This is a genomic window from Arthrobacter sp. ok909, assembly GCF_900104405.1.
Taxonomy (GTDB): Bacteria; Actinomycetota; Actinomycetes; order Actinomycetales; family Micrococcaceae; genus Arthrobacter; species Arthrobacter humicola.
Genome location: NZ_FNJS01000009.1, coordinates 97903 through 122737, shown reverse-complemented (window position 1 = coordinate 122737; position 24835 = coordinate 97903). Strand labels below are relative to the sequence as shown.

At 63.2% G+C, this 24835-nt stretch carries 25 protein-coding genes; 18 read left to right on the top strand and 7 right to left on the bottom strand.

Annotated elements, in window-relative coordinates; all coding sequences use genetic code 11:
- Positions 1-45: 45 nt before the first annotated feature.
- From BLR03_RS09770 to glmS, 3 genes are all read right to left on the bottom strand, one after another.
- Positions 46-1572 carry an NAD(P)H-hydrate epimerase gene (locus BLR03_RS09770; protein WP_091252058.1) on the bottom strand — a complete coding sequence of 509 codons (1527 nt, stop codon included), beginning with the start codon at positions 1570-1572 and terminating at the stop codon, positions 46-48.
- A 73-nt stretch (positions 1573-1645) separates the two neighbouring features.
- Complete coding sequence (locus BLR03_RS09765) at positions 1646-1993, bottom strand: holo-ACP synthase (RefSeq protein WP_024366340.1); 348 nt, start codon at positions 1991-1993, stop codon at positions 1646-1648.
- 4 nt (positions 1994-1997) lie between these two features.
- Positions 1998-3890, bottom strand: coding sequence for a glutamine--fructose-6-phosphate transaminase (isomerizing) (gene glmS / locus BLR03_RS09760; protein WP_091252056.1), 1893 nt, complete (start codon positions 3888-3890; stop codon positions 1998-2000).
- 189 nt (positions 3891-4079) lie between these two features.
- Between glmS and coaA the strand changes: the two genes are divergently transcribed.
- From coaA to BLR03_RS09745, 3 genes are read left to right on the top strand one after another with little or no spacing between them, the layout of a single operon-like run.
- Positions 4080-5045 (top strand): type I pantothenate kinase, encoded by a 966-nt coding sequence (gene coaA / locus BLR03_RS09755; protein ID WP_091252054.1) that lies wholly within the window; start codon positions 4080-4082, stop codon positions 5043-5045.
- Positions 5046-5050: 5 nt separating this feature from the next.
- Complete coding sequence (locus BLR03_RS09750) at positions 5051-6001, top strand: M15 family metallopeptidase (protein WP_091252051.1); 951 nt, start codon at positions 5051-5053, stop codon at positions 5999-6001.
- Positions 6002-6040: 39 nt separating this feature from the next.
- Positions 6041-7351 (top strand): glycosyltransferase family 87 protein, encoded by a 1311-nt coding sequence (locus BLR03_RS09745; protein WP_091252049.1) that lies wholly within the window; start codon positions 6041-6043, stop codon positions 7349-7351.
- A gap of 34 nt (positions 7352-7385) precedes the next feature.
- On the opposite strand, the gene glmM is transcribed toward BLR03_RS09745, so the two are convergent.
- A complete protein-coding gene (glmM, locus tag BLR03_RS09740; protein ID WP_091252047.1) occupies positions 7386-8747 on the bottom strand; it encodes a phosphoglucosamine mutase in 1362 nt (453 codons plus the stop codon).
- Between the two features lie 96 nt (positions 8748-8843).
- On the bottom strand, positions 8844-9638 hold the full coding sequence (locus BLR03_RS09735; protein ID WP_139184507.1) for a hypothetical protein: 795 nt from the start codon (positions 9636-9638) through the stop codon (positions 8844-8846).
- A 504-nt stretch (positions 9639-10142) separates the two neighbouring features.
- Here BLR03_RS09735 and BLR03_RS09730 point away from each other — a divergent pair.
- The gene (locus tag BLR03_RS09730) at positions 10143-11381 is read left to right on the top strand and encodes a bifunctional glycosyltransferase family 2/GtrA family protein (RefSeq protein ID WP_091252044.1); all 1239 of its coding nucleotides are present in this window, start codon (positions 10143-10145) and stop codon (positions 11379-11381) included.
- A 131-nt stretch (positions 11382-11512) separates the two neighbouring features.
- The gene (locus BLR03_RS09725; protein WP_091252042.1) at positions 11513-13306 is read left to right on the top strand and encodes a glycosyltransferase family 39 protein; all 1794 of its coding nucleotides are present in this window, start codon (positions 11513-11515) and stop codon (positions 13304-13306) included.
- An 86-nt stretch (positions 13307-13392) separates the two neighbouring features.
- Here BLR03_RS09725 and rpsI read toward each other — a convergent pair whose 3' ends face one another.
- Both rpsI and rplM read right to left on the bottom strand, forming a co-directional pair.
- Entirely contained in the window at positions 13393-13902 is a 510-nt protein-coding gene (gene rpsI / locus BLR03_RS09720) for a 30S ribosomal protein S9 (protein WP_018773707.1), read from the bottom strand.
- 36 nt (positions 13903-13938) lie between these two features.
- Positions 13939-14382, bottom strand: coding sequence for a 50S ribosomal protein L13 (gene rplM, locus BLR03_RS09715; protein WP_015937805.1), 444 nt, complete (start codon positions 14380-14382; stop codon positions 13939-13941).
- 316 nt (positions 14383-14698) lie between these two features.
- Between rplM and BLR03_RS09710 the strand changes: the two genes are divergently transcribed.
- The 13 genes from BLR03_RS09710 to BLR03_RS09650 all read left to right on the top strand — a co-directional run bounded on the left by BLR03_RS09710 (position 14699) and on the right by BLR03_RS09650 (position 24835).
- The gene (locus BLR03_RS09710; RefSeq protein ID WP_091252039.1) at positions 14699-15400 is read left to right on the top strand and encodes a prepilin peptidase; all 702 of its coding nucleotides are present in this window, start codon (positions 14699-14701) and stop codon (positions 15398-15400) included.
- Between the two features lie 271 nt (positions 15401-15671).
- Positions 15672-15866 (top strand): Flp family type IVb pilin, encoded by a 195-nt coding sequence (locus BLR03_RS09705; RefSeq protein WP_091252037.1) that lies wholly within the window; start codon positions 15672-15674, stop codon positions 15864-15866.
- 120 nt (positions 15867-15986) lie between these two features.
- On the top strand, positions 15987-16190 hold the full coding sequence (locus tag BLR03_RS09700) for a Flp family type IVb pilin (protein WP_368086957.1): 204 nt from the start codon (positions 15987-15989) through the stop codon (positions 16188-16190).
- Complete coding sequence (locus tag BLR03_RS09695; RefSeq protein ID WP_091252034.1) at positions 16190-16633, top strand: TadE/TadG family type IV pilus assembly protein; 444 nt, start codon at positions 16190-16192, stop codon at positions 16631-16633. The genes BLR03_RS09700 and BLR03_RS09695 overlap by 1 nt, the downstream gene beginning before the upstream one ends.
- A complete protein-coding gene (locus tag BLR03_RS09690) occupies positions 16621-17631 on the top strand; it encodes a pilus assembly protein TadG-related protein (RefSeq protein ID WP_091252032.1) in 1011 nt (336 codons plus the stop codon). The genes BLR03_RS09695 and BLR03_RS09690 overlap by 13 nt, the downstream gene beginning before the upstream one ends.
- A 24-nt stretch (positions 17632-17655) precedes the next feature.
- Positions 17656-18405, top strand: coding sequence for a Flp pilus assembly protein CpaB (cpaB, locus tag BLR03_RS09685; protein WP_254788347.1), 750 nt, complete (start codon positions 17656-17658; stop codon positions 18403-18405).
- A complete protein-coding gene (locus BLR03_RS09680; RefSeq protein WP_091252028.1) occupies positions 18402-19595 on the top strand; it encodes a CpaE/TadZ family protein in 1194 nt (397 codons plus the stop codon). The genes cpaB and BLR03_RS09680 overlap by 4 nt, the downstream gene beginning before the upstream one ends.
- A complete protein-coding gene (locus BLR03_RS09675) occupies positions 19595-21040 on the top strand; it encodes a TadA family conjugal transfer-associated ATPase (RefSeq protein ID WP_091252025.1) in 1446 nt (481 codons plus the stop codon). The genes BLR03_RS09680 and BLR03_RS09675 overlap by 1 nt, the downstream gene beginning before the upstream one ends.
- Positions 21041-21195: 155 nt before the next feature.
- Positions 21196-21984 carry a type II secretion system F family protein gene (locus BLR03_RS09670; protein ID WP_368086960.1) on the top strand — a complete coding sequence of 263 codons (789 nt, stop codon included), beginning with the start codon at positions 21196-21198 and terminating at the stop codon, positions 21982-21984.
- A 10-nt stretch (positions 21985-21994) separates the two neighbouring features.
- Complete coding sequence (locus tag BLR03_RS09665) at positions 21995-22885, top strand: type II secretion system F family protein (RefSeq protein WP_091252024.1); 891 nt, start codon at positions 21995-21997, stop codon at positions 22883-22885.
- A 267-nt stretch (positions 22886-23152) separates the two neighbouring features.
- On the top strand, positions 23153-23356 hold the full coding sequence (locus BLR03_RS09660) for a Flp family type IVb pilin (RefSeq protein ID WP_091252022.1): 204 nt from the start codon (positions 23153-23155) through the stop codon (positions 23354-23356).
- Between the two features lie 124 nt (positions 23357-23480).
- On the top strand, positions 23481-23873 hold the full coding sequence (locus BLR03_RS09655; protein ID WP_091252021.1) for a TadE/TadG family type IV pilus assembly protein: 393 nt from the start codon (positions 23481-23483) through the stop codon (positions 23871-23873).
- A complete protein-coding gene (locus tag BLR03_RS09650; RefSeq protein WP_091252019.1) occupies positions 23861-24835 on the top strand; it encodes a TadE/TadG family type IV pilus assembly protein in 975 nt (324 codons plus the stop codon). Before BLR03_RS09655 ends, BLR03_RS09650 begins: the two co-directional genes overlap by 13 nt.

Here is a 24835-nt window from a genome sequence, read left to right as displayed (position 1 = left end):
AAGTAGGATTAGTATTTGTCCGGGCGCACTGAACGCGCCCGATTGTTACAGCTCCCGCATCACCTCCCGCGCCGCATCGGCAATGCCGCTGGCCGTCACCGGTCCCCCGCCGGAGGCCCGCACGCCGGCGCGGCCGTGGACGCTGGCCGCCATCGCCGCGATCGCCGCCCATCTGGCGTCGGGATCGATGCCATAGTCACCGAAGCGCCCGACGTCGGCCCCCACCTGGGCAAGCAGCCCACCGATAATTCCCGCCAGAACGTCCCCGCTGCCGGCCGTGGCCATCCACGGGGTGGCTTCCGCCTGGCTGAAGAAGTCCTGAAAGGGGGAGGCAACGAGGGTCGTCGCGCCTTTGAGCAGCACCGTGGCTTCGGTCAGACCCGCAGCCCGCCGCACCGCGCCGAGTGTGGATGCTTCCACCGCGGCACGGTCCAATGAAACTCCGAGGCGCTCAAGCAATGCGGACAGTTCGCCGGCGTGGGGTGTGAGGATCACTTGCGGGGCAAGCACTTCAGGCAAGGCGGGCAACGCGCCGGCATCGGCGATCGTCGGCAGGCCCGAGTCTGCGGCGTCGCGGGCGCGCTGCAACTGCTGCTCATCGGAGTCATCCAGTCCGGAGCCAACGAGCCATGCCTGAACGTGCGTGTCGGCCACGGCGCCGGCGCTGCACACGACCTCGGGGCAGGATTGCCGGACGAGGTCGGCGACGTCCGCCGGCCCAAGGTAGCGCACCATGCCGACGCCGGCAGCCAGGGCACCCTTGCAGGCCAGCACGGCGGCGCCGGGATAGGCGCTGGAGCCTGCGACCACCCCAAGCACTCCCCTGGAGTACTTGTGGGCCCGCCGCTCCGGGCTCGGCAGGAGAGCGGAAAGGTCTCGGGCCTCAAGCCGTCGCAGAGCCGGCCATGGCAGCGCTCCTTCGATTCCGATCGGAATGACCCGCACGCGGCCGGCGAAGTCGGCACCGGGGTCCGCGAGCAGGCCGGCCTTGGCGGCACCGAATGTGACCGTCAGATCGGCGGCCAGGACCGGTGCGTGCGCCTCTCCGGTGTCCGCGTCGACGCCGCTGGGGATGTCGCAGGCCACCACGAGGTCCGGCCGGGAGCGGCCCAGGGCCTCGATCAGCCCGGCGGCCGCGCCACGCAGCCCGCCCTGGGCGCCGGTCCCGAGGATTGCGTCGATCACGACGTCGGCACCGCCGGCCATCGCGGCGAGTTCGGTCACGTTGTCCCCGGTGAGGGACACGGCGTGTCCGCCGGCCTTCCGGAAGGCCGCCAGCCCCGCGTCGTGGGCGTCGCCGGCGGTGAGCACCGCCGTCGTCCGCATGCCGCGGCCGGACAGCAGCGCGGCGGCGAAGAGCCCGTCGCCGCCGTTGTTGCCCTTGCCCGCCAGCACGGCCACGCTGGAGCCGTACAGCCGCTGACCGCGGCCGCGCAAGGCGCTGATGACGGCGTTGGCGAGGCCGTAGGCGGCCCGCTGCATGAGAACAGCGCCCGCACCGGGGCCCAAGGCGTCGTCGAGAAATGGTTTCTCGGCTTCTCGTACCTGTGTTCCGGTGTAGGCGCTGATCATGGTTTCAGTCCGTTCGCGGTGCGGTCGCTGGGGAATGCCTGGCGCTCAGGCTGGTGCTGCCCGGGCGGCCGGCTCAGCCTTCCGCGATTACGGTAGCGGTGGCGATCCCGCCGTCGTGGCTCATCGACAGGTGCCAGCGCTTGACGCCCTTCGACTCCGCCACGGCCAGCACCGTGCCTTTGACCTGAACCGTGGGGCCGTTCTGGTCCAGCCCGATCCAGCAGTCCTGCCAGTTCATGCCGGCCGGCGCCCCCAGCACTTTGGCCACGGCTTCTTTGGCGGCGAACCGTGCGGCGAGGGACCGCGTGTTCAGTTCCCGCTCGGCCGGGACGAACAACCTGTCGCGCAGCCCGGGGGTGCGCTCGAGTTGCCGTCCGAACCGCTCAATGTCTACGACGTCTACGCCAATGCCAACGATCATGGCGTTATTCTACGGTCACGCTCTTGGCCAGGTTGCGCGGCTGGTCCACGTCGTATCCCTTGGCTGAGGCTAGTGCGAGGGCGAAGATCTGCAGCGGAACCGTTGCGAGCAGCGGCGCCAGGAGCGTGGGGGTCTCCGGGATGTAGAAGACGTGCTCGGCATACGCCTTGACGGCCTCGTCCCCTTCTTCTGCGATCACGATGGTCCGGGCACCGCGGGCCCGGACTTCCTGGATGTTCGAGACCACCTTGGAGTGCAGCGAGTCGCGGCCGCGCGGGGACGGGACCACCACGAATACAGGCTGGCCTTCCTCGATCAGGGCGATCGGACCGTGCTTGAGTTCGCCGGCGGCAAAACCCTCGGCGTGGATGTAGGCGAGCTCCTTGAGCTTTAGGGCACCTTCCATCGCTACCGGGAAGCCGACGTGGCGGCCCAGGAACAGCACGGACTTGGCATCGGCCATCGACCGTCCGAGTTCCTTGATCTCTGCCTCGTTGTCGAGGATGTGCTGGATCTTGGCCGGGATCTTGCCGAGGTCGGCCAGGATGTCCTTGATCTCGCCCTGGAACTTGTTGCCGCGCAGCTGTGCCAAATAAAGGCCCAGCAGGTAGGCGGCGCTGATCTGGGCGAGGAAGGCCTTGGTCGAGGCCACGGCGATCTCCGGTCCGGCGTGGGTGTAGAGCACGGCGTCGGATTCCCTCGGGATGGTGGATCCGTTGGTGTTGCAGATGGAGACCGTCTTGGCGCCCTGTTCCTTGGCGTAGCGAACGGCCATGAGGGTGTCCATGGTCTCGCCGGACTGGGAGATGGAAACAATCAGGGTGTTCTCGTCCACGATCGGATCCCGGTAGCGGAATTCGTGCGAAAGTTCGACCTCGGTGGGGATCCGGCACCAGTGCTCGATCGCGTACTTCGCCACCTGCCCGGCGTAGGCGGAGGTGCCGCAGGCCAGGACGATGATCTTGTTGACGTTCTTGAGCAGTTCCGGGTCGACCCGGAGCTCGTCGAGCGTCAGCCGGCCGTGGATGTCGGAGCGGCCCAGCAGGGTCTGGAGCACGGCGTCCGGCTGGTCGTGGATTTCCTTTTCCATGAAGGACGGGAAGCCGCCCTTTTCCGCGGAGGCCGGGTCCCAGTTGACGTGGTATTCCTTGCCTTCGGCGGGGGCGCCGTAGAAGTCCGTGATCTCCACGGAGTCGGCGGTGATCGTGACGATCTGGTCCTGCCCGAGTTCCACGGCGCGCCGGGTGTAGTCGATGAAGCCGGAGACGTCGGAGCCGAGGAAGTTCTCGCCGTCGCCCAGGCCCACCACGAGCGGGGAGTTGCGGCGGGCTGCGACCACTACGTCCGGCTGGTCGGCGTGGACGGCCAAGAGGGTGAAGGCGCCTTCGAGCCGCTGGCAGGCGAGCTGCATGGCCCGGGTGAGGCCGCCCTTGGCCGCGTCAGCGCCGATCTGGTTCCGGTAGATGTCGCCCAGCAGCGCGGCGGCCACTTCGGTGTCGGTCTCGGACTGGAAAATGACGCCCTTGCGGAGAAGTTCCTGCTTGAGTTCGGCAAAGTTCTCGATGATGCCGTTGTGGATCAGCGCCAGCTTGCCGCCGTCGGACAGGTGGGGGTGGGCGTTCTGGTCCGTCGGGCCGCCGTGAGTCGCCCAGCGCGTGTGGCCGATGCCGGTGACCGATTCGGGCAACGGGCTGGTCTCGAGCTCGGCAATCAGGTTGCTCAGCTTGCCCGACTTCTTCCGGGAGGAAATGGTGCCGTCGGCAACCACGGCAATTCCCGCGGAGTCGTAGCCGCGGTACTCCAGGCGCCGCAATCCTTCAAGGACAACGTCCAAGGCATTGTGTCCAGCATTTACCCGGCCATCTGAGTGGCCCACATATCCAACGATTCCACACATGGGGTCAAGCCTAGCGGGTTTCCGGGAGGGAGGACGTTGGACAAGGCCGTATGGACGCTTCGACGCGGGGTGCGGTGTTGGGCCGGTACTGCGCCGTGACGGGCCCTCGGCGGCCCGCGGCGGCCGCATTCCGGCTCCGACCGGCCCGTCCATTTCGCTCTCGGCGTCGTGAGGGGCAGAATCTCTAGGGTGACTTTGCAACGCAATGAAGCGACCGGGGAAGGTGTCTCCCCGTTCGTGGAGCTGGACCGTCAGACCTGGTCCCGGCTCGCTGCCCAGATGGAGCAGCCCCTTAATGAAGAGGACGTGGTCCGCCTTCGTGGCCTCGGGGACCCCCTCGATATCAAGGAAGTGCGCGAGGTCTACCTGCCGCTCTCGAGGCTCCTGCACCTGTATGTGGAGGCCGCCGGCCAACTGCATGCCGCCACCACAACGTTCCTTGGCGAGACCACCCAGCGCACGCCGTTCGTGATCGGCGTTGCCGGGTCGGTGGCCGTCGGCAAGTCCACCATCGCCCGTGTGCTGCGGGAAATGCTCCGGCGCTGGCCGGGCACCCCCAACGTGGAGCTCATCACGACGGACGGGTTCCTCTACCCCCTGGCCGAGCTCAAGCGCCGGCAGCTGCTGGAGCGCAAGGGTTTCCCGGAGTCGTACGACCGCCGGGCTCTGCTGCGCTTCGTGAGCGAGATCAAGGGCGGCGCCGAGGAAGTCCGGGCGCCGTGGTACTCCCACGTGACCTATGACATTGTCCCGGGCAAGGAAGTGGTCGTGCGCCGGCCGGACGTCCTGATCGTCGAGGGACTGAACGTCCTGGCCCCGGCCCGGGCACGGCAGGACGGCAGGCAGGGCCTCGCCCTGAGCGATTTCTTCGACTTCTCCATCTACGTCGACGCCAAGACCTCGTATATCGAGGAGTGGTACGTGGACCGCTTCCGCAAGCTGCGGAGCACCGCCTTCGCGCAGCCGGAATCCTACTTCCACCGCTACGCGACCCTCTCCGATGCCGAGGCTGAACAGACCGCGCGCGAGATCTGGAAGCGCATCAACGAGCCCAACCTCGAGGAAAATGTCCTCCCGACCCGGGGCCGGGCGCAACTGGTTCTGACCAAGGACGCCGACCACTCCATCCGGCGGATGCTGCTGAGGAAGGTCTAGCACACATGTGCTACCACGGCGGGGGCGAATCGATCGGACGGCCGTCGGCCGGACCGGATTCGCCAAGCCGCCGGGCGTTCAGCCGCCTCCTGCTGGCAGGCACCGGCCTCGCGGCCCTGAGCGCCTGCACTCCGGCCCCGGCGTCCGCGCCCGCTTCAGCACCGGCCGGCATACCGGCACCGACGCCGGGGCTCAGCCCGGGTATCGGCACCGGGGCGCCGACTGTCGCGGCGTCGGCGGCAACCGTTCCGGAAAGGACGACGGCGGCGGCCACGCCACCGACGCCGGCGGCAGCACCGCCGTCGAAGGCAGCTCCACCGAAGGCACCGCCGTCGGCCTCAGCGCGGGGGGCGCAGCAGTCACTTACGGACCCAACCAGCCCGTGGGTAATCGTCAACAAGCACCGGCCGCTCTCCCCCGCCACCTTTGTGCCACCGGACCTCGTCCGGTCGGCCGTCCGCTTGGCCACCTCCGGCGAGGCGGCACTGCTGAACAGCACGACGGCGGCAGCGGCGGAGAAGATGTTCGGTGCCGCGGCTGCCGACGGCGTCATCATCACCCTGGCCAGCGGGTACCGATCGTTCAAGACACAGACGGCGACTTACGGCAGCTACGTGCGCACCCGGGGCCGGGCCGAGGCGGACACCGTTTCAGCCCGGCCGGGGTACTCCGAACACCAGACCGGCTGGTCCTTCGACATCGGCGACGGGGGCGGGGCATGCAGCTTCCAGCCGTGCTTCGCCCAGCAGCCGGCGGCGGTCTGGGCCAAGGCCAACGCCCACCGTTTCGGCTTCGTGGTCCGCTACCCGTGGATGCTCCACGAGATCACGGGCTACTACTACGAGCCCTGGCACCTGCGCTACATCGGCGTGCAAGCGGCGACGGACATGGCGAACCGCGGCATCAATACGCTGGAGGAGTACTTCGGGGTAGAAGCAGCACCCGGATATCGCTAACAGGACGGTGCGGCTGCCCATCCTGTAGTCTCACTGACCATGACAAAGGGTCGGCAGGTGCTCGCTATTTTGGTGCAAAGGATTGACAGTTTCATCACGCCGGACCGGCTCAGAGTTTATCCGATGATCTTTGCAGTCATGTCCGGCGTTGCGCTGCTGGCCTCCTCGGTTACCCGCGTGGTCCTCCCGGCCGCCCAGGGCCCCTTCCTGCCGGACTACCTGGCCCACTGGACAGGCGGAGGCCTGCTGCTGGCCGGCGAGCCAGCGGCCCTTTACGACCCCCAGGTTCAGCAGGCGTTCCAAGAGAGGGCGCTCGGACCCGTGACCACACTGGCCTGGTTTGTCTCACCTGCTGTCGTCGCCGCGTCTTATGCCCCACTTGCCCTCATGCCGTACAACCTGAGCGCTCTGATCTGGCTGGCTGTGAGTGCGGCCCTACTGGTTGCGTGCACGCTGAGCCTAAGTTTGTTCGCGCCCCAACTGATGCTGCACAAGCGCAAAGTGGTCCTTCTTGCCGTCTTCGCGTCACCGGCCGTCTTCGAACTGCTGGGCGGGGGGCAGGACTCGGCCTTCGTGCTCGCCGTTTGGCTGCTGGGCATACGCTTCCTCAGCGCCGGTCATAACTATTCTGCCGGCGCAATCCTCGGGCTTGGTTTCGCGAAGCCGCAGCTTTTTGTCCTGGTCCCAATAGTGCTCCTGGCAACGCGAAACTTTCGCGCCCTGGCAGGTTTTGTGGCAGTGTTCTCGCTGCTCGCCGGCGTCTCGGTCGGCTTGGTCGGAGTGGACGGCATGGCTCGCTGGGTTTCTGCGCTCTCCAGCCCGCTGTACACAGAGCAGGTCCAGCAAGGACAAGCCTGGAAAATGATCGGCTTGCCATCGCTGGTCCAGGGACTCCTCCCGCCCGCCTGGGCCGGTTGGACAGCACCGGTCCTGACGGTGGCTGCGTTGCCAGTAGGCGCAGCGATATTGCTTTTTCACTTATGCAGGACCAGAAAGCGCCCGGCCGACCCGGTGCTGGTATGGCTTACCACGCTTGCGACGACGGTTGTTTTCTCCCCGCACATCGCAACCTATGACGGCGTACTGCTAGTCCCGGTGCTTGCCTACCTACTCGAGTACCATTCCTCGCCCATGGTCCGCGCCTCGACCGTAGGCGCCCTTGGGCTGCTTTGGCTAGGCCCAGTATTCCATCAAATCGCCGTTCAGCTGGCCGTGTGGCCGTTGGACGTTATCGACGCTCCGTGGGCTGCATTGCCGCTGGCCGTTTTGTGGCGGGAATTGTTACGGCCGCTCAGTACCTTCGAAAATCCTGTAAAAACCATGCACCCTCACCCACAGGGCCTGACATAGCTTCAATCGTTCATTCCGGGTCAACAGCCGACCGTCAGTCTGCGGCGACGGCGAGAGCCAGTTCGGTCTGCACGACTCCGGCCAGGCCAGCAGCGACCTTCTGCGCCGTATCCTGATCAGCGGCTTCCACCATGACCCGGACGACGGGTTCAGTGCCGGAAGGCCGGAGCAGCACGCGTCCGGTGTCGCCAAGTTCGGCTTCGGCGACGGCCACGGCCGCAGCCACTGCTTCGTCGCCCTTGACACGGGCGCGGTCCACGCCCTTGACGTTGATGAGGACCTGCGGCAGCTTGGTCATCACGGTGGCCAGCTCCTTGAGCGGGCGCCCGGTGAGGGCCACCTGGGCTGCGATCTGCAGGCCGGTCAGCACGCCGTCGCCGGTGGTGGCGTGGTCGGCAAAAATCACGTGCCCGGACTGCTCGCCGCCTAGGCTGTAGCCGCCGTTGCGCATTTCTTCGAGGACATAGCGGTCCCCCACGCCGGTTTCACGCAGGCTGATACCGGCCTCGCGCAGGGCGATCTTCAGGCCGAGGTTGCTCATCACGGTGGCCACCAGGACATCGTCCTTGAGCTTTCCGGAGGCCTTCAGGGCCACGGCCAGGATCGCCATGATCTGGTCGCCGTCCACCTCGTTGCCTTCGTGGTCCACGGCGAGGCAGCGGTCGGCGTCACCGTCGTGGGCGATGCCAAGGTCAGCCCCGTGGTCCAGGACGGCCCGCTGGAGCGGGCCGAGGTGGGTGGAGCCCACCCCGTCGTTGATGTTGAGTCCGTCCGGTTCGGCGCCGATGAGGATCACGTCGGCGCCGGCGTCCTTGAACACCTGAGGGGAACAACCGCTGGCTGCACCGTGGGCGCAGTCAAGGACTACCTTCAGGCCGTCCAGGCGGTGCGGAAGGGTGCCGAGCAGGTGCACGATGTACCGGTCCTCGGCGTCGGAGAATCGCTGGATCCGCCCCACCTCGCCGCCGACCGGCCGGAAGGGCTCCTTGCCGAGCTGCTCTTCGATGGCGTCCTCGACGTCGTCGGGCAGCTTCTGGCCGCCGCGGGCGAAGAACTTGATGCCGTTGTCCGGCGCGGGATTGTGGGAGGCGGAGATCATCACGCCGAAGTCGGCGTCGAGGTCCGCCACGAGGTAGGCGGCGGCCGGGGTGGGAAGCACGCCGGCGTCGTAGACGTCGATCCCGGAGCTGGACAGCCCGGCCTCCACGGCGGCGGCGAGGAACTCACCGCTGGCCCGCGGGTCGCGTGCCACGACGGCTCGCGGCCGCTCCCCGCTCGTATTGCGGTCGTGGCCAAGCACGACGGCGGCGGCCTGCGCCAGCTGCAACGCGAGCTCGGCGGTCAGCAACCCGTTCGCCAGGCCCCGGACTCCATCTGTTCCAAATAATCTAGACATCGGGTCAAGTTTAGTCGATGGCCGGCCGCGGTCGGTGGCGCGCCATTATCGATCCCCCTTTGGAGTGGCGTGGTGGTCACTCACGCCATCGTTGGGTCAGGACCAGGGTGGGGGGTTGGCTGTGATGATTTCCGGGGTGAAGATCATCCCGCCGAAGTCGGCGCGCGCCTTCGCCAGTGTTGTCGGGTCGGGGTCGATGGCGGCGTACCAGGGCTCCAAATCTTTAGCCTGCACGAGGTGTTTGCCTGCGCCGAGGGGTTCGATGATCCAGTCGGAGAGGTCGTTCGCGTGCTTCAGGTGGGCGTCGGTGAGGAGCTGCAGTCCGTGCGCGTCGGGCATGTACTGCCCGTTCAGGTGCCTGTTGTAGCGGATGTGGTATTCGTCTACGTACGGCAGCGGGGGCCTGCCGGTGGAAAGATCGCTCCAGGTGGTGGTGTGGAAGTGGCTGTACTGCACAAATGCCAGATCGGTGTCTCCGGGGAGTGCGACCATGACCCGGGTGACTTCGGCCAGCCGGTCCTGCCAGGTCGCCGTATCGTCCATGACCCCGTAGCAGGTCCGGCCCAAGGGGCTTAGCGATGCCCAGACCACCCGGCGAGGTTGAGCCGGCAGATATGGCACCCGAGCCTGTGCGAATTTTGCGGCGCCGTCCGCCAGCGCCGGGCCGACGTCGGGGTTCCTTGTCCGGACTTGGTGGATGCTGCGCTGCAGGTAGACGTCGGCGCCGTCGAAGCGGCCCCACGCTGTGCCGGCGTCGGCGATCTTCGCGGTCAGGGCGGCAGGGACATGCCACGCACGGCCCTGTTCGTCGGCGTCCAGCAGCGCCAGATCATCGGTCTGGTAGGACACGAACGCCGTCAGCTGCCGCGGCAGCTCGACTGCGCCGCTCATCCACTCCGGGAAAAACACTTGCGGTGCGGCGGTGACCCTCCCGGTCTTCCCCAGGGCTTCCAAGTGCCGGGCGAAGGCGTCCAGCCACGCGCGGACCCCCTCCTCGGGGCCGGAACTGCAGCCACAGCTCCTCGTACTCGGCCTTCCGCCACGCCCTCGACAACGCGCCCCACACAACCTCAACACCGGGCTCCGGCATACGATCCCCCCTCGATCACGCGGCACACCGCTCTCCGGCGAACATACCCCATTCCGTTGCCACCATTCGAGGAAACCCGTCGAACCGGACCGTTCCATTGCCAGAGCACGTTCCGGATCAGAAGGAAGATCCCGGCCAGCCGAATATCTCCACTATCGTCATCGGTCTCAGCTCCAACCGTCACAGGTCGGGCCCACTCACATCCGGCTGGAAACTGCTGTCAACTACTTGGATTTGTACGACCGTGTAATCAAATTTTTCCAAAACACTCGCCTCGCTTCCAGCGTCCAGTTATGCTTCGAGGCATGACACCTAGCTCTGGGGGCTTGGCGCTCGAAATCGTTGTACCGGTCTTTAATGAACAATTGGTACTCGAAAACAGCATCAGTAAGCTCGCCACGTATTTATCGCAGGAAATGCCATCGACGTGGCAAATCACCATCGCGGACAATGCCAGTACAGACAATACCGCTGCCATTGCAACGCGATTGGCCGCCCAATTACCTAACGTGGTTTATCGCAGGCTTGACGTTAAAGGACGTGGTTTCGCCCTGCGCGATGCCTGGGAGGCTTCCTCTGCCAAAGTGCTTGCCTACCTTGACGTTGATCTCTCAACGGACCTCGCAGCGTTGCCGCCGTTGGTTGCTCCCTTGCTGTCTGGACATTCGGATATTTCCATCGGGACCAGGCTCGGGCAGAGCTCGCGGGTCAGCCGTGGCCCAAAGCGTGAGTTCATTTCCCGGTCATACAACTTTCTGCTCAAGCGGACCATGCAGGTGAAATTCTCGGACGCGCAATGCGGGTTCAAGGCGATCCGCGCCGACGTAGCCAGGCGACTGCTCCCGCACGTCGAAGACAACGGCTGGTTCTTCGATACTGAACTGCTGATCATCGCGGAGCGCTCCGGTCTTCGGATTCATGAAATCCCCGTGGACTGGGTTGACGACCCCGACAGCAGAGTCAATATCAGGCAGACAGCATTGGATGATCTCCGCGGTTTGGTCCGCGTTGCGGGCTCGCTGCTCAACGGGAGCATTCCAGTTCAGGCGATTTACGCCGAACTGGGACGCAGGCCAATCGTTCCTCCGGGCCGACCCAGCTTCTTTGGCCAAGTACTCCGGTTCGGGATAGTTGGGGCCCTCTCCACGATCGCCTTTGCGCTGCTTTATCTTCTTCTCCAGGCACCACTCGGGGCACAGCCGGCCAATTTCATGGCCCTGCTTCTAACTGCCCTCGGCAACACAGCAGCCAACCGCCGTTTTACGTTTGGCATTAGTGGTCCGGCCAGGCTCTTCACCCAGCAGTTCCAAGGGTTGGTTGTGTTCCTGCTCGCGTGGCTCATGACGTCGTCGTCGCTGGCTGTCCTTCACACGATTAATGCAGATGCCTCTCCGAACCATGAACTGATAATGCTTACCGGAGCGAATATTCTTGCAACCCTGATGAGGTTCGTGCTGCTGCGCGTCTGGGTATTCCGAGTTAGTCGCGGCGAAGAGCGCTCTGCCGCACTCGCGCTGACGCCGGCCCAAGGGCCGGCACATTGAGTCGGACTGCTGCCGGTCTCGGGAGTGCTAGCGGGACAAACAGTGTCCGGCCGCAGCCCCGGATACGGGGACAGCTAGCGAAGATTATTCGCGGTCCGTCTGCGGATCCAGTCTGGGAACGTCCGGCGCTGTTGGTCCTCCTTGTCTTCACGACGCTGATGTACACCTGGGGGCTTGACCGCAACGGGTGGGCGAATTCATTCTATTCAGCAGCCGTGATGTCCGGCTCGCTCGATTGGACCGCTTTCCTGTTCGGATCGTCCGATCCGAACAACGCCATCAGCGTGGATAAGCCCCCGCTGAGCATTTGGGTCATGTCGCTGTCGGTCCGGCTATTCGGGCTCAACTCCTGGAGCATACTGCTCCCCCAAGCCCTCATGGGCGTCATTAGCGTCTATCTGCTCTACCGCATGGTCCGCAAGCGCTTCGATGCGGCTACTGCACTGCTGTCCGCATCCTTCATGGCCGTCATCCCGGCCGCCACCGTGATTTTCCGCTACAACAACCCGGACGCGCTCTTGACGCTACTCATGATTGGGATTGTATATGTGACCCTCGAAGCCGTGGACAGTTCCAGGCTTCGCTGGCTACTGCTGGCCGGTGTCCTTACGGGCGCGGGGTTCCTAACAAAACAGCTCCAAGTCGTATTAGTCCTGCCGTCCGTGGGCCTGACCTACTGGGTCTTTGCGCGCACCTCTCTGGACCGACGCTTCATGCATCTGTTGGGTGCACTCGGAGCGGCCTCCGTTGCCGGGGGATGGTGGCTGCTCGTCGTCCAGCTGACGAGCCCCGCCAACCGACCCTTCATTGGCGGATCCAGGAACAACAGCGTCATCGAACTGACGTTGGGCTACAACGGACTCGATCGTCTCACGGGCGAGGACGCCAATAGCGCAATGAGCGTGGATGTCACGGGCACGACGGAAAAGTTGGACGCTGGCTTCCAGCGTTTCCTCCAACCGGAGTTCTCCGGGCAAGGCGGCTGGTTTCTTCCCTTGGCCGTTGCCGGTCTGTGCGTGGGTATATGGTATCTATGGCGCCGCCAGGGACAGCCGGCGGCACGTGCACTTCTCCTGGCCTGCTGCGTCTGGTTTGCCTGCGCCGCGACCGTGCTAGCTTTCATGTCAGGAATCGTGCATCCGTACTACGTGCTCACGGCAGTTCCGCCTCTGTGTTTCCTGGCTGCGTTTGCCTTGGTGCGCTTCCTAGGCGGCTTGCAACGGCTCAGGATCCGCATTCTGACCGGCCTCACCCTGATCGCGAGCATGATTTTCGCTTTCGTCTCGGCCTCGCGTTCGGTGGAGGAATTCCCGTGGCTGCCAGTGGCCACGCTCTCAATCTGGGGACTAGTCCTCGCGGCGGTCTTGGTTCGGCCACCCAGCCCGGCAGTGGCCAAGACGACAGCGGCCCTTCTCATTGTCACGTTGTTCGCTGGCCCTGTCCTCTGGTCCCTGAATACGGTTCTGAACCCCCATAACGGAGCAGGCGTTGTCGCCGGGCCCAGTATTCTCGGGCAGCGGAGTGATGACCGTTCTCGCGCATCTCGCGACACCCCAGCAAGCTCCCTGTCGCTTATGTACGGAGATCTACCGTCTAGGGCGCTGTTGGAACGGCTCCGTGGGACGCCGTCGTCCGTGACATGGGCAGCAGCTGTCGTGGGCTCAGAGACGGCGGCCAATTATCAATTGGACTTGGGCCGGGCAGTATTGCCGCTTGGCGGTTTTAATGGCACGGACCCGTTTCCCACCCTGGAGCAGTTCAAAATCCTTGTCGAGGAGGGCCGTGTGGGATCAGTCGTGATCCAGGGTCTGCCGCCGCAAACTCTGGAGGGCCGCGGCGAGTCGGCCAGGATCGTCGAGTGGGTCAGGCAACGATTCATAGCTGAGGATATCGACGGCGCACAATTCTTCCGACTGGCCACATAGGAAAGTCCTTGGGAACGGCGAAAGCCCGCCCCGCCAAGTGGCGGGACGGGCTTTCGGAGAGGCGCCTTCTGGCGTCTGAAGCGGGATTAGCGCTTCGAGTACTGCTGAGCCTTGCGGGCCTTCTTGAGACCGGCCTTCTTGCGCTCGATCACGCGAGCGTCGCGACGCAGGTAACCGGCCTTCTTCAGGGTGGCGCGGTTGTTCTCGGTGTCGATCTCGTTCAGCGAACGGGCGATGCCGAGGCGCAGGGCACCGGCCTGGCCGGAGATGCCGCCACCGTGGATGCGGGCAATGACGTCGTAGGCGCCATCAAGATCGAGGATCTTGAAGGGCTCGTTGACGTCCTGCTGGTGCAGCTTGTTCGGGAAGTAGTTCGCCAGCTCGCGGCCGTTGATGGTCCACTTGCCGGAGCCCGGCACAACGCGAACGCGTGCAACGGCTTCCTTGCGACGGCCAACTGCAGCGCCGGCAACGGTCAGTGCCGGGCGTTCCTTCTTCGGCGCAGCTGCTTCCGCAGCACCGCTCTCCGAGGTGTAGCTGGTCAGGTTTTCCTCAGCCTCGACGGCTTCGGTGGTCAGTTCTTCGTTCTGAGCCACGATTCTCCTTGATTAAAAGTTGGTTGGTGGCCAGGACTACTGGGCGACCTGGGTGATTTCGAAAGTCTTGGGCTGCTGGGCGGCGTGGGGGTGCTCAGCACCGCGGTACACCTTCAGCTTGCCCAGCTGCTGTGCAGCGAGGGAGTTCTTCGGGAGCATGCCCTTGATGGCCTTCTCCACGGCGCGAACCGGGTTGGATTCCAGCAGCTCCGCGTAGTTGACGGAGGTCAGGCCGCCCGGGTAACCGGAGTGGCGGTATGCGCGCTTCTGCTCCAGCTTGGCGCCGGTGAGGGCAACCTTTTCAGCGTTGATGATGATGACGAAGTCGCCCATGTCCATGTGGGACGCAAAGGTGGCCTTGTGCTTGCCGCGCAGCAGGATTGCGGTCTGGCTGGCGAGACGACCAAGGACAACGTCGGTGGCGTCAATGACGTGCCACTGGCGGTTGATATCGCCGGGCTTCGGGGTGTACGTACGCACGGTGTTTGCCTCGTTCTTGTTCTGGCGTTCTTGTTTTAGGCGTCACTCAAGGTGCACCTACTATCTATGCGCTACCGGAACAGAGGTGAGGGCTCTATGTAACCAGTCATCCTGAGGTCTCGAATGTGCACGTTGAGTAGCTATCCTGCAACCGGATTCTCAAGCGGGCACGCACCATCGAGTAGGACACGCACAACGACTACCAAGAATAGCCTGCCGCGGGGTCTTGGGTCAAAATGGGGTGTCCGGATGCATTCTGCGTGCTCACTGCTTCACGTACTGTCCCGTGCCGGACCGTCGCATCCCTGGAGGAACCGTGTCCGATCCCGCCGCAGCCGGCACCGCCTCACTGCTGTTCGCGCAGCCGCTTGGGTCCTTTACTGACGTTCTCTTCATAGCCGGGGTTGGCCTCGCGGGCGCTTGCCTGTCCCTGCTGGCCGAGTTCCTCATCCGGCGCGCACTCCCCCGCCTTGGCGCCTTACCGACACTACGCACCAGAATTACGACGGCGGCGGTCACTTTCGCGCTGTCCGCGCTTCTGGCCTGGCGGCTTGGGCCGTCGCCTGAGCTACCCGCATACCTACTGCTGGCTGTGGCCGGCGTCCAGCTGGCGCGGATCGACCTGATCCACCACCTGCTGCCAAACCGGATGGTTTTGCCCCTATTGGGGGCCGGACTGATGCTGCTCGGGGCGGCCGCAGGGGTGTCCGGCGAGGCCGGAAACCTGCTTCGGGGGGTTGCCGGCGGATTAATTCTCTTCATTTCTTACCTGATTTTGGCCTTGACCAGCCGAAACGGCCTCGGAATGGGGGACGTGAAGCTTGCGGCACCACTTGGCCTGTACTTGGGATACCTAGGCTGGTCCCACTTGTTCTATGGCGGAGCCTTGGGGTTCGTCACGGGCGGGATCGTCTCCGTGGTCATAGTGCTGAAAAACCGCGGAAACAAGCCAAAGGAAGTGGCGTACGGGCCCTCCATGCTGGCGGCCGGCCTGGCCGTCATCCTGCTGTTCCCCTAGGTAGCCTCCACCTACGCACCTGCGTTGATTAAGTAAGTCGGCTTATCAAATCAAGTAGTCGAGCCCTGCTCCTACTTAGAAACTGAGTACACCTCCTATTTGCGGGTAGGTGGTGCCTCCATTTTCCTTCCAAAAGTCGAGTATCGAACATCATTGCCGTGCCGTTTGCGCCCGTGCAAATGTTGTCCCAACGAACCTCCAGCAAATAGGTAATCGGGGATTTACTGGAATTCGTTTCATATTCAATACTCTCTGGAAAAGGAAAAATAAAATGACTGGTCTCATGGTCTCAATGCTTGCCTTCATCGCCGGCGCCAAGGATCGCCTCTCTTCGGAGAAGGGTGCAACGGCCGTTGAATACGGACTGCTCGTAGCGCTCATCGCAGCCGTCATCATCGGCACCGTCGTAACGCTCGGCACCCAGATCAACGGCGCGTTCACCACGATCTCGGGCAAGCTCCCGTAACTAATCCTCCGAAAACCCAGGGGCGGGCGGCGGCAGTTCGGGCGATAGTTCCGCTGTCATCGCTCCGCCCCTGGGCTTTTTGATTTGAAGCATTGTGCAAGGTCTCAATTTGGAGGGGTTGTGAAAGGTCTCAGCAGATGTAGCTTGGCCCTTCGGCGGGCGGCGGGAGCCAGCCGGTGGGGGAAACTTTCAAACGAGGCGGGAGCGACAGCGGTCGAATACGGCCTCTTGGTGGCACTCATCGCCGCCGTAATCATCGGCACCGTCGGTGTTCTTGGAGGTCAGCTAATTCCTGGCTTTCAAGCCGTGGTAGACGGCCTCTGATGACTCGCCGGCGTCGGGCGGCCGGACGCCCCGGATCTCTCAAGGAAAAGGGCGCGGTCGCAGTCGAGTTCGCGTTGGTCCTGCCGATCTTCCTCGTTCTCGTACTGGGAATCGTCGAATTTAGCAGGGCGTTCAACATCCAGGTATCGCTTTCAGAGGCTGCCCGGGAGACTGCACGGTATACGGCGATTCACTACGCCGACGCCAGCTTCAGCACGGCAACCGCCCAGGGTGTAGGCGTCAGTGCTGCACCGTCAGTCGCGCTGGCGCCTGGGAACATCAACATTTCCTACTCCGGCGGCTCTGCTTGCGCGGCTGGCGACAGCGTTATTGTCACCGTCAATTTCGCAACTCCCTACATGACCGGATTTCCCGCGCTTATCCCGGGTATGCCGGCCAGCCTCAACATCTCCAGCAAAGGTGTAATGCGATGTGGCGGCTGAGGCACGATGATCCCGAGCGAGGTGTCATTGCACCCCTGACCGCGATCCTGATGGTGGCGATGCTTGGAATGGCGGCGTTCGCAGTTGATGTCGCGATGATGTACTCCGAACACGCTCAGCTGCAAAATGGTGCGGATTCCGCCGCTTTGGCCATTGCGGACTCCTGCGCCAAAACGCCTACCGCCGCGTCCTGTACCGCACCTATGTCGTTCGCTACGGGATTTGCAAATGGCAACGCCCTGGACGGGCATACCAACGTGCTCAGTGCCACGGTGACTTCCGACGCAAGTTCCGGCACGGTGAACGTCACAACCCAGTCCCAGGACACCTCGGGAAATAATCACTTCTCACTCGTCTTCGCGCGTGTGCTTGGGATTCAGGTTACGGACATTCAGGCCTCGGCTGAGGCGAAGTGGAAGTACCCCACTAAGGGTAGGAGCGTCCTGCCGCTGGCGTTTGCCACCTGCGAGTTCATCGACGATGGTCTACCGCACAAGATCCTGATTCAGGGCGGGGCACAGGACTGCAACGGCAGGAATCCTTCCAATCAGATTATTCCGGGTGGATTCGCATGGTTGGCACCGGATGGCAACACCGGGTGCAACGTAACCGCCGAGGTCGGACAGTGGAGTTTGACCAGTTCGGGAGGAAGTGTGCCGACGGGTTGCATGGATCTATTCGATCCATCGAAGAATCCGGATTTGGCCAACTCGATCGTTGCCATTCCGGTTTACAAATACACCTGCAGTGGCATGTCCACATCGCAGTTCGGCTCCTGCAACGGCAGCACGGTCCAGTACTTCATCGAGAAGTGGGCCGGTTTCAAGCTCCAGGCGTGGAACCTTTCGGGCCAGGCCAAATATAACGCCGGCGTCTTCAGCGGTAGCGAGAAGGGGCTCTACGGCACCTTTGTGGGCTATTCGGCGGATCCGGGGCTCTTCACCGGCGGTTCAACAACACAGAACGGCAACGTCATTGTCGTTGGTCTCACCAAGTAACCGAACACAAAGGGGAAAGTAAAAGTGAAAACTCGCCTACTGGGAGGCATCGTCGCACTTGTGCTGGCAATCGTTGGCACTCTGCTCTTGGTCTCATATGTTCAAGCATCAGAAGCCAGGGCCCAAGCGGACCTGCAGCCCGTCGAAGTTCTGGTAGTTCAGGATCAAATCCCGAAAGGATCCGATCTCGACAAGATTAAATCCGGCGTCAAGCTGGCATCGCTTCCGGCAGCTTCCGTTCCCAACGGCGCTCTGAAGAGTCTCGACGGGTTGAACGGCAAGGTCGCAGGTGTTGACCTGCTGCCCGGAGAGCCCCTGCTCGGCGCCCGATTGGCCGATCCGGAGAGCCTCTCCGCGCCAGGGTCCGTTCCTGTCCCTAACGGGATGCAGGAGATCTCAGTGCAGCTGGAGGCCCAGCGGGTTGTCGGCGGACGCATCGCGGCCGGCGACACCGTGGGCATCGTCGTCCTCTTCGACAAGGGCGCGCTGAAGGACTCCCCGGACGTCGAAACCGGTCAGGAGGTCTTCCACAAGGTCCTGGTGACGAGTGTTCAGCGGTCGACGGCGAAGGCATCAACTTCCACTGACCCGGCTACGCAGGCCAACACGGAACTGCCCACGGGACAGCTGATCGTCACGTTTGCCCGGAACGACGCCGATTCCGCGAAAATCGCCTTTGGTGCCCACTTTGGGAGCCTATGGCTTACCAAGGAGCCATCCACCGCCACGGAGGGCGCCCCCGTTGTGGTCAAGAAGCCGGAACTGTACCGATGAGCCGCTTCGTACTGATCACCTCAGATCCAGGGTTTGAACGGCGTGTAAGGCAGGCAGCTTCCGGGCTGCATGGCACCTTCCACGCGATCGTGGCCGACAGTCTCCCCCAGGGGCCCGACGATCTGCTCCGGGTACTCAGTGGCGACCCGCTGGAAGTCATTCTGCTGGGCCCCGGCCTGCAGACAGAGGACTCCATCCGTCTTGCCAGTCTCTTCGACCTTCAATATCCGGAAATAAGCGTCGTCCTCGTTACCGAAAGTGAGGAGGGTGTGGCCCTCCCCGCAATGCGGGCCGGCATCAGGGATCTACTCCAACCCGGTGCGGACGTTGACACCATCCGCTCGTTGCTGGAACGGGCAAGTCTCGCCGCAGCCGGCCGGCGCCGCGGGCTGGGAAACTCGGTGGAAGGCCTGCCCAGGAGTGGCCGGATCATTGCGGTCATGTCGCCCAAAGGCGGGGTCGGCAAGACAACCGTCACCACCAACCTGGCGGTGGGGCTGGGCAAGGAGGCTCCCATGGGCGTCGTGGTGGTAGACCTCGACCTCCAATTCGGCGACGTTGCATCGGGACTGATGCTGGAACCGGAGCGGACGCTGGCCGATGCCGTAGTCGGTGCTGCAGTTCAGGACAGCGTCGTGCTGAAGTCCTATTTGACTCTGCACCCCTCGGGCATCTACGCCCTCTGTGCCCCGCTGCGCCCAACTGACGCCGATCACATCTCGGGCGAACAGGTGGGACGCCTCCTGAGCCAGCTGTCCAACGAATTCCAATACGTCGTGGTTGATACGGCGCCTGGCCTGGGCGAGCACGTCCTGGCCACGCTGGAAATGGCTACCGATGCTGTGTGGGTGTGCGGGATGGACATCCCCAGCATCCGGGGGCTTCGAACTGGATTCGGCATCCTCGCGGAACTCGACCTCGTACCTGAGAACCGCCACGTCGTGCTCAATTTTGCTGACCGACGGACAGGGCTGACGCTGCAAGACGTTGAGGCCACCATCGGATGCCCCGTTGATGTGGTACTGCCGCGTTCCCGGGCTGTGCCATTTTCGACGAACAAAGGCGTACCGCTGCTCCAAGACGGCACCAGGGATTCGGTGACAAAGGGTCTCCGCCAGCTCGTGGAACGGTTCACCGCCGCCTGGGAGTCCCGCCCCCACAAGAAACTTCACAGAAGGGCAGTAGTCTAATGAACCTCACCAAGCGTTTTGAATCTCTTCGTGGCGTCGACACGGAAGCTGCGACGAAACCAGCGGTCGCCAACGGCCCCTGGTCCAGTGGGCCATCAACTGCCGCCGAGTCACCGTCTATGTCACCTGAGCTGAAGGTCCTCGGCACGGATGCCAACGAAGCTTTGACCGCCGTCAAGGATCGGGCAGGCACCGCACTGTACGAACGCATGGGCAGCCGGATCACCGATGCGTCCCTGGACGAGGCCGAGCTGCAAAGCTACGTCAAGGAAGAACTTCGGGCCATCGTGGACGAAGACGAAATTCCGCTTACTGCCCCCGAACGGCACCGGCTCGTTCAGGAGATTATGGACGATGTCCTGGGCCTCGGACCGCTCCAGAAGTTCCTGAATGAGACGGCTGTCACGGAAATCATGGTGAACGGGCCGGACAAAGTCTACGTGGAACGTGGCGGGCGACTGTTCCTCACGAACGCACGGTTCAGTTCGGAAGACCACCTGCGACGGATTATTGAACGTATCGTCACAAAGGTCGGGCGGCGGATCGACGAGTCATCGCCCATGGTTGATGCCCGCTTGTCCGACGGCTCGCGCGTCAACGCGATTATCCCCCCTCTTGCAGTGAACGGGGCATCGCTGACAATCCGTAAGTTCGGGCAGAAACCTTTGACTGTCGACGATCTGATTACCTTCGGAACCTTGACGCCGGAGATGGCGGAGCTCTTGCACGCCTGTGTGCACGCCCGGCTAAATATCCTGGTATCTGGTGGCACCGGCACCGGTAAGACGACTCTGCTCAATGTGCTCTCGTCCTTCCTGCCGGCCGATGAGCGGATTGTCACCATCGAAGACGCCGTGGAACTCCAGTTGCAGCAGGAACACGTGGTGCGGCTGGAGAGTCGGCCGCGCAACATTGAGGGCAAGGGCGAGATCTCCATCCGGGACCTGGTCCGGAATTCGCTTCGTATGCGGCCCGACCGAATTGTGATCGGTGAAGTCCGCGGCGGTGAATCGCTCGACATGTTGCAGGCGATGAACACCGGACATGACGGTTCTATCTCCACAGTTCACGCCAACTCTCCCCGCGATGCCATCGCGCGGCTTGAAACCTTGGTGCTCATGGCCGGGATGGACTTACCGCTGCGTGCAATTCGCGAACAGATTGCATCGGCCGTGAACTTGATTGTGCATATCTCGCGGCTCAGGGACGGGACGCGACGCGTCACCCACGTCACCGAGGTTCAGGGCATGGAAGGGGACATCGTCACCCTGCAGGACGCATTCACCTTCGACTACAGCGCCGGGCTGGACGCTAACGGACGGTTCCTCGGCCGTCCCATTCCCACCGGCGTCCGGCCCCGCTTTGCCGACCACTTTGCCGAACTGGGCATCCAGCTCTCACCTGCCGTTTTCGGCGGCATGCCCATGGGCGGTGGACACCGGTGACCGCCACGAGCCCCATTTTTTTCGCCTTGGGCATTGGCCTTTGCCTCGTAGCTCTCGGCATCCTCCTATTTTCGACCATGGGCCTGGGCAAAGCCGGAATTGCTTTGTCCAGGCGGCGGCCCGGGGTTAAGGAAGAAACCTCTCTTTTGACCCGGATGACGGACCACGCCGTGACCTTCGTGGACCGGAATGTCAGCAAGAATGCCCGTTTCGGTACGAGGGAATCGCTGGAGCAGGCAGGACTGCGGCTTCGGCAGGCTGACTTCATCCTGCTGGTTTGCTGCATCGGTGTCACCGCCGGCCTTGTCGGGTTCATCCTGGGCGGCATCCTCGTGGGTCTTCTATTCTTCGCGGTCACACCGTTGTTCGCGATGCTCTTCTTGAGGATTCTCGCCAGCCGCCGGCGCGCGAAATTCGAGGACCAGCTTGGGGACACGTTGCAGATGCTGGCCGGAGGGTTGCGGGCTGGTCACAGCCTCCTGCGGGCGGTGGACGCCGTCGCCCAAGAGGCAGAATCTCCAACGTCCGAGGAATTCGCCCGCTTGGTCAATGAAACACGGCTGGGACGGGATTTGAAGGACTCGATGCTTGATGCTGCCAGACGCCTCAAGAGCGACGACTTCGACTGGACGGGGCAAGCCATAGAAATCCACCGCGAGGTCGGTGGTGACTTGGCAGAAGTTCTCGATCACGTCGGGGAAACCATTAGGGAACGCTCCGAGATCAAGGGACAGGTCAAGGCGCTGAGCGCCGAGGGGAAACTTTCCGCCTACATCCTGATCGCCCTGCCCGTGGGCATGTTCTTGTACCTCAGCGCAGCCAGCCCAAGCTATATGGCTGTTCTGTACTCGAATTTCCTTGGCTGGGTAATGGTGGGCATGTCAGTGGTGCTGCTGGCCCTCGGCTCCTGGTGGCTCAGCCGCGTCGTAAAGATCAAGTTCTAGGAGGTTCGTTGTGAGTGTAATGGCGTGGTTATGGGTCGGACTCATCATCGTTCCGATTTCCGCAATGGTCTTTTCATTGATCGCAGTCGACCGTGGCGGCCTGGCCGCGGTTCGCGGCAACCTCGGCCGCGGCCTTCGTTCGGCGGACGAAAGCACCGCGGTTGTGGCATCGCGGGGGCCGGGGGCGCTCGGAGCCCGGTTGACTCCGAAGGGTTACGCGGGATGGCTGGACAAACTCCTTGCCAAGGCGGGGCGGCCTGCCGGTATGCCCCTTGAGCGGCTTCTCATTGCGAAGCCGGCCCTGGCTTTGGTGGCGGCATTCATTAGCATGCTGTTTCTTACAAAGTCTCCGACCGGCATCCTTCTCCTGTTAACGCTTCTGCTGCCAGTGCTCGCATATTTTGTTCCAGACATCCTGATCCATGGCCGCGGCGCGGAGCGCCAGAAGGCCATCGAGATGGAGCTGCCGAATACCCTCGACCAGATGCTGATTTCAGTCGAGGCGGGCTTGGGATTCGAATCGGCGATGGCACGCGCGGGTCAGAACGGGAAGGGCCCCCTGGCACAAGAGCTTGTCCGCACGCTCCAGGACATGCAGGTCGGCCGAAGCCGCAAGGATTCCTACCTGGCCATGGCCGCAAGGACTGATGTGCCGGACCTGCGCAGCTTCGTACGGGCCGTGGTGCAAGCAGACACGTACGGAATCGCCCTGGCAAGTGTCCTTCGCACCCAGGCAAAGCAAATGAGGGTCAAGCGGCGGCAACGCGCCGAAGAGAAGGCGATGAAACTTCCCGTGAAGGTTCTGTTCCCGCTCATGTTCTGCATACTGCCTGTGCTGTTCATCGTCGTCATAGGTCCAGCAGCCATCAATGTGATGAACAACTACATCGGAGCCTTCTAGGCCTTCGTGCCACCAGGCGAGCGCTCATCCAGCGCAGCCACAGAAACCGGACCCCCTTGGACCCAGAGCCGAGGGGGTCCCTCATGCTTCCCGAGCGACGCCCCCGCAGCTCAAGCGCAGAATCCACGCAGAAAATGTACAGGAAATGTGCACTTTGGGAAGTCTTGCCACAGGATGCGTCAAAGTCGAATCGTCGGCGTGTCGGCACTTGCTATGTTCCTCTCAGCGCTGGTGCAGGACCAGCCACCGACTCGCTCAGGAGCTCACGTGCTTTCACTCATTGCAACCCTTCAGACCCTCGGCTTCGCCGCTAAGGACCGCCTCCGCGACGAGAAAGGCGCAACCGCCGTCGAATACGGCATCATGGTCGCCCTCATCGCCGTGGTCATCATTGCCGCCGTCTCCTTGCTGGGTACCCAGATCAATGACGCCTTTAAGTCAATCACCAGCGAGCTGACGACGCCGGCCTAGCAGATTTCCCACCCAGAAACACACGGTGGTGCGGTGAAGGACGGAACTCCTTCACCGCACCCCCTCCAGCCATGACTTTGCCTTCTATGGCGAGCCAGGCCTATCCGAAGAAGGGACTCGACGCATGCGTGAGCGCTCGGAGCGCGGTGCCGTGGCTGTTGAGTTCGCGCTTCTGGCGCCGGTCCTGATTCTACTGCTGTTTGGCATCACGGAATTCGGCCGGGCCTACAATGTGCAGATCTCACTTTCCAATGCGGCCCGCGAAGGCGCGCGCGTCATGGCAATCAGCAACGACCCCGCCGCCGCCCGAAGTGCCGTCCGGGGTGCGCTCGGAACGCTCCTACCGGTACTGTCCGACGACAAGATCGTGTTCACTGCATCCACCCCTGCCGGCGCCAAGACCTGCTCAGCAGGGGCGCAGATGTCCGTGACCGTTGCCTATACGCTGAGCACGTTGACCGGCATTGCCGGCCCGTTCTCCATGCAGGGCCAAGGAGCGATGCTGTGCGGGGGGTAGGACAGCAGGACGCCCGCGAGAACGGTGCGATCAGCGTGATCGTCGCCATCGTCATGGTGTGCCTGCTGGGTTTCGCCGCCCTGGCCGTTGACGTGGGGGTCCTTTACGCCGAGCGGGCCCAGCTGCAGAATAGCTCGGACGCGGTAGCACTCATGGTGGCCCAAAAATGCGCCAAGAGTACCAGTGATCCGGAATGTACGGCCACGTGGCCGCGCCCCACCGAGCTTGCCGCCAAATTGGCCAACGGCAACGCCGCGGATGGCATGACCAACATCAAATCCATCGCCCTCGATAAGACCAAGGCGACCGTCTCGGTGTCCACCGGGGCGAAGGAAACGGGCAGCCCCACCAATAGCATTTCGCTGTTCTTCGCGCGGGCGCTCGGCATTACCAGCGCCGAGGTGGGTGCTACTTCAAGCGCCCAATGGGGGGTCCCGTCCAAGGGAACCGTGATCGTGCCGTTGGCGATCGCTGAATGCAAATTCTCTCCGGACCCCACTTTTGTGCAGGTCCTCAATATGGACGCCGGGGGATGCGGCGGAATTCCTGGCGGTTTTGGCTGGATTACCGACGGGAAAGACAGCCTATGCAGCGTCAAGATTAGCGCCGGCGCATCAAATGACCCAGGGATCTGGTTCAGCAGCGACACCGGCGCCAGTCGGCCCTCCGTGTGCTCATCCGCGGACATCGGTGCCATAGCTGATCAAACCGTGCTGCTCCCCCTCTACGCCGTAGCCACGGGAACGGGGTCCCTCGGCAAGTACTACGTCAAGGGATTTGCCGCCTTTCACGTCACTGGCTACCACTTTGCCAGTGACAACTGGACTTCGGGCGGGAATATTGCCAATAAATCCATCCGGGGATACTTTGTCAAGTTTGTTTCCCTGTCTCAAGCCCTCGAACTCGGCGGCTCCTCGGACTACGGCACGTCCGTCGTCCGTCTCAGCATTGGAGCACCCTAA

What these genes read in the sequence shown, in the direction of transcription:
- BLR03_RS09770 (WP_091252058.1), bottom strand. Translation starts at nt 1,572, where the DNA reads ATGATCAGCGCCTACACCGGAACACAGGTACGAGAAGCCGAGAAACCA.
- BLR03_RS09765 (WP_024366340.1), bottom strand. Translation starts at nt 1,993, where the DNA reads ATGATCGTTGGCATTGGCGTAGACGTCGTAGACATTGAGCGGTTCGGA.
- glmS (WP_091252056.1), bottom strand. Translation starts at nt 3,890, where the DNA reads ATGTGTGGAATCGTTGGATATGTGGGCCACTCAGATGGCCGGGTAAAT.
- BLR03_RS09750 (WP_091252051.1), top strand. Translation starts at nt 5,051, where the DNA reads ATGTGCTACCACGGCGGGGGCGAATCGATCGGACGGCCGTCGGCCGGA.
- BLR03_RS09745 (WP_091252049.1), top strand. Translation starts at nt 6,041, where the DNA reads ATGACAAAGGGTCGGCAGGTGCTCGCTATTTTGGTGCAAAGGATTGAC.
- glmM (WP_091252047.1), bottom strand. Translation starts at nt 8,747, where the DNA reads ATGTCTAGATTATTTGGAACAGATGGAGTCCGGGGCCTGGCGAACGGG.
- BLR03_RS09735 (WP_139184507.1), bottom strand. Translation starts at nt 9,638, where the DNA reads ATGAGCGGCGCAGTCGAGCTGCCGCGGCAGCTGACGGCGTTCGTGTCC.
- BLR03_RS09730 (WP_091252044.1), top strand. Translation starts at nt 10,143, where the DNA reads ATGACACCTAGCTCTGGGGGCTTGGCGCTCGAAATCGTTGTACCGGTC.
- BLR03_RS09705 (WP_091252037.1), top strand. Translation starts at nt 15,672, where the DNA reads ATGACTGGTCTCATGGTCTCAATGCTTGCCTTCATCGCCGGCGCCAAG.
- BLR03_RS09695 (WP_091252034.1), top strand. Translation starts at nt 16,190, where the DNA reads ATGACTCGCCGGCGTCGGGCGGCCGGACGCCCCGGATCTCTCAAGGAA.
- BLR03_RS09690 (WP_091252032.1), top strand. Translation starts at nt 16,621, where the DNA reads ATGTGGCGGCTGAGGCACGATGATCCCGAGCGAGGTGTCATTGCACCC.
- BLR03_RS09680 (WP_091252028.1), top strand. Translation starts at nt 18,402, where the DNA reads ATGAGCCGCTTCGTACTGATCACCTCAGATCCAGGGTTTGAACGGCGT.
- BLR03_RS09675 (WP_091252025.1), top strand. Translation starts at nt 19,595, where the DNA reads ATGAACCTCACCAAGCGTTTTGAATCTCTTCGTGGCGTCGACACGGAA.
- BLR03_RS09670 (WP_368086960.1), top strand. Translation starts at nt 21,196, where the DNA reads ATGACGGACCACGCCGTGACCTTCGTGGACCGGAATGTCAGCAAGAAT.
- BLR03_RS09655 (WP_091252021.1), top strand. Translation starts at nt 23,481, where the DNA reads ATGCGTGAGCGCTCGGAGCGCGGTGCCGTGGCTGTTGAGTTCGCGCTT.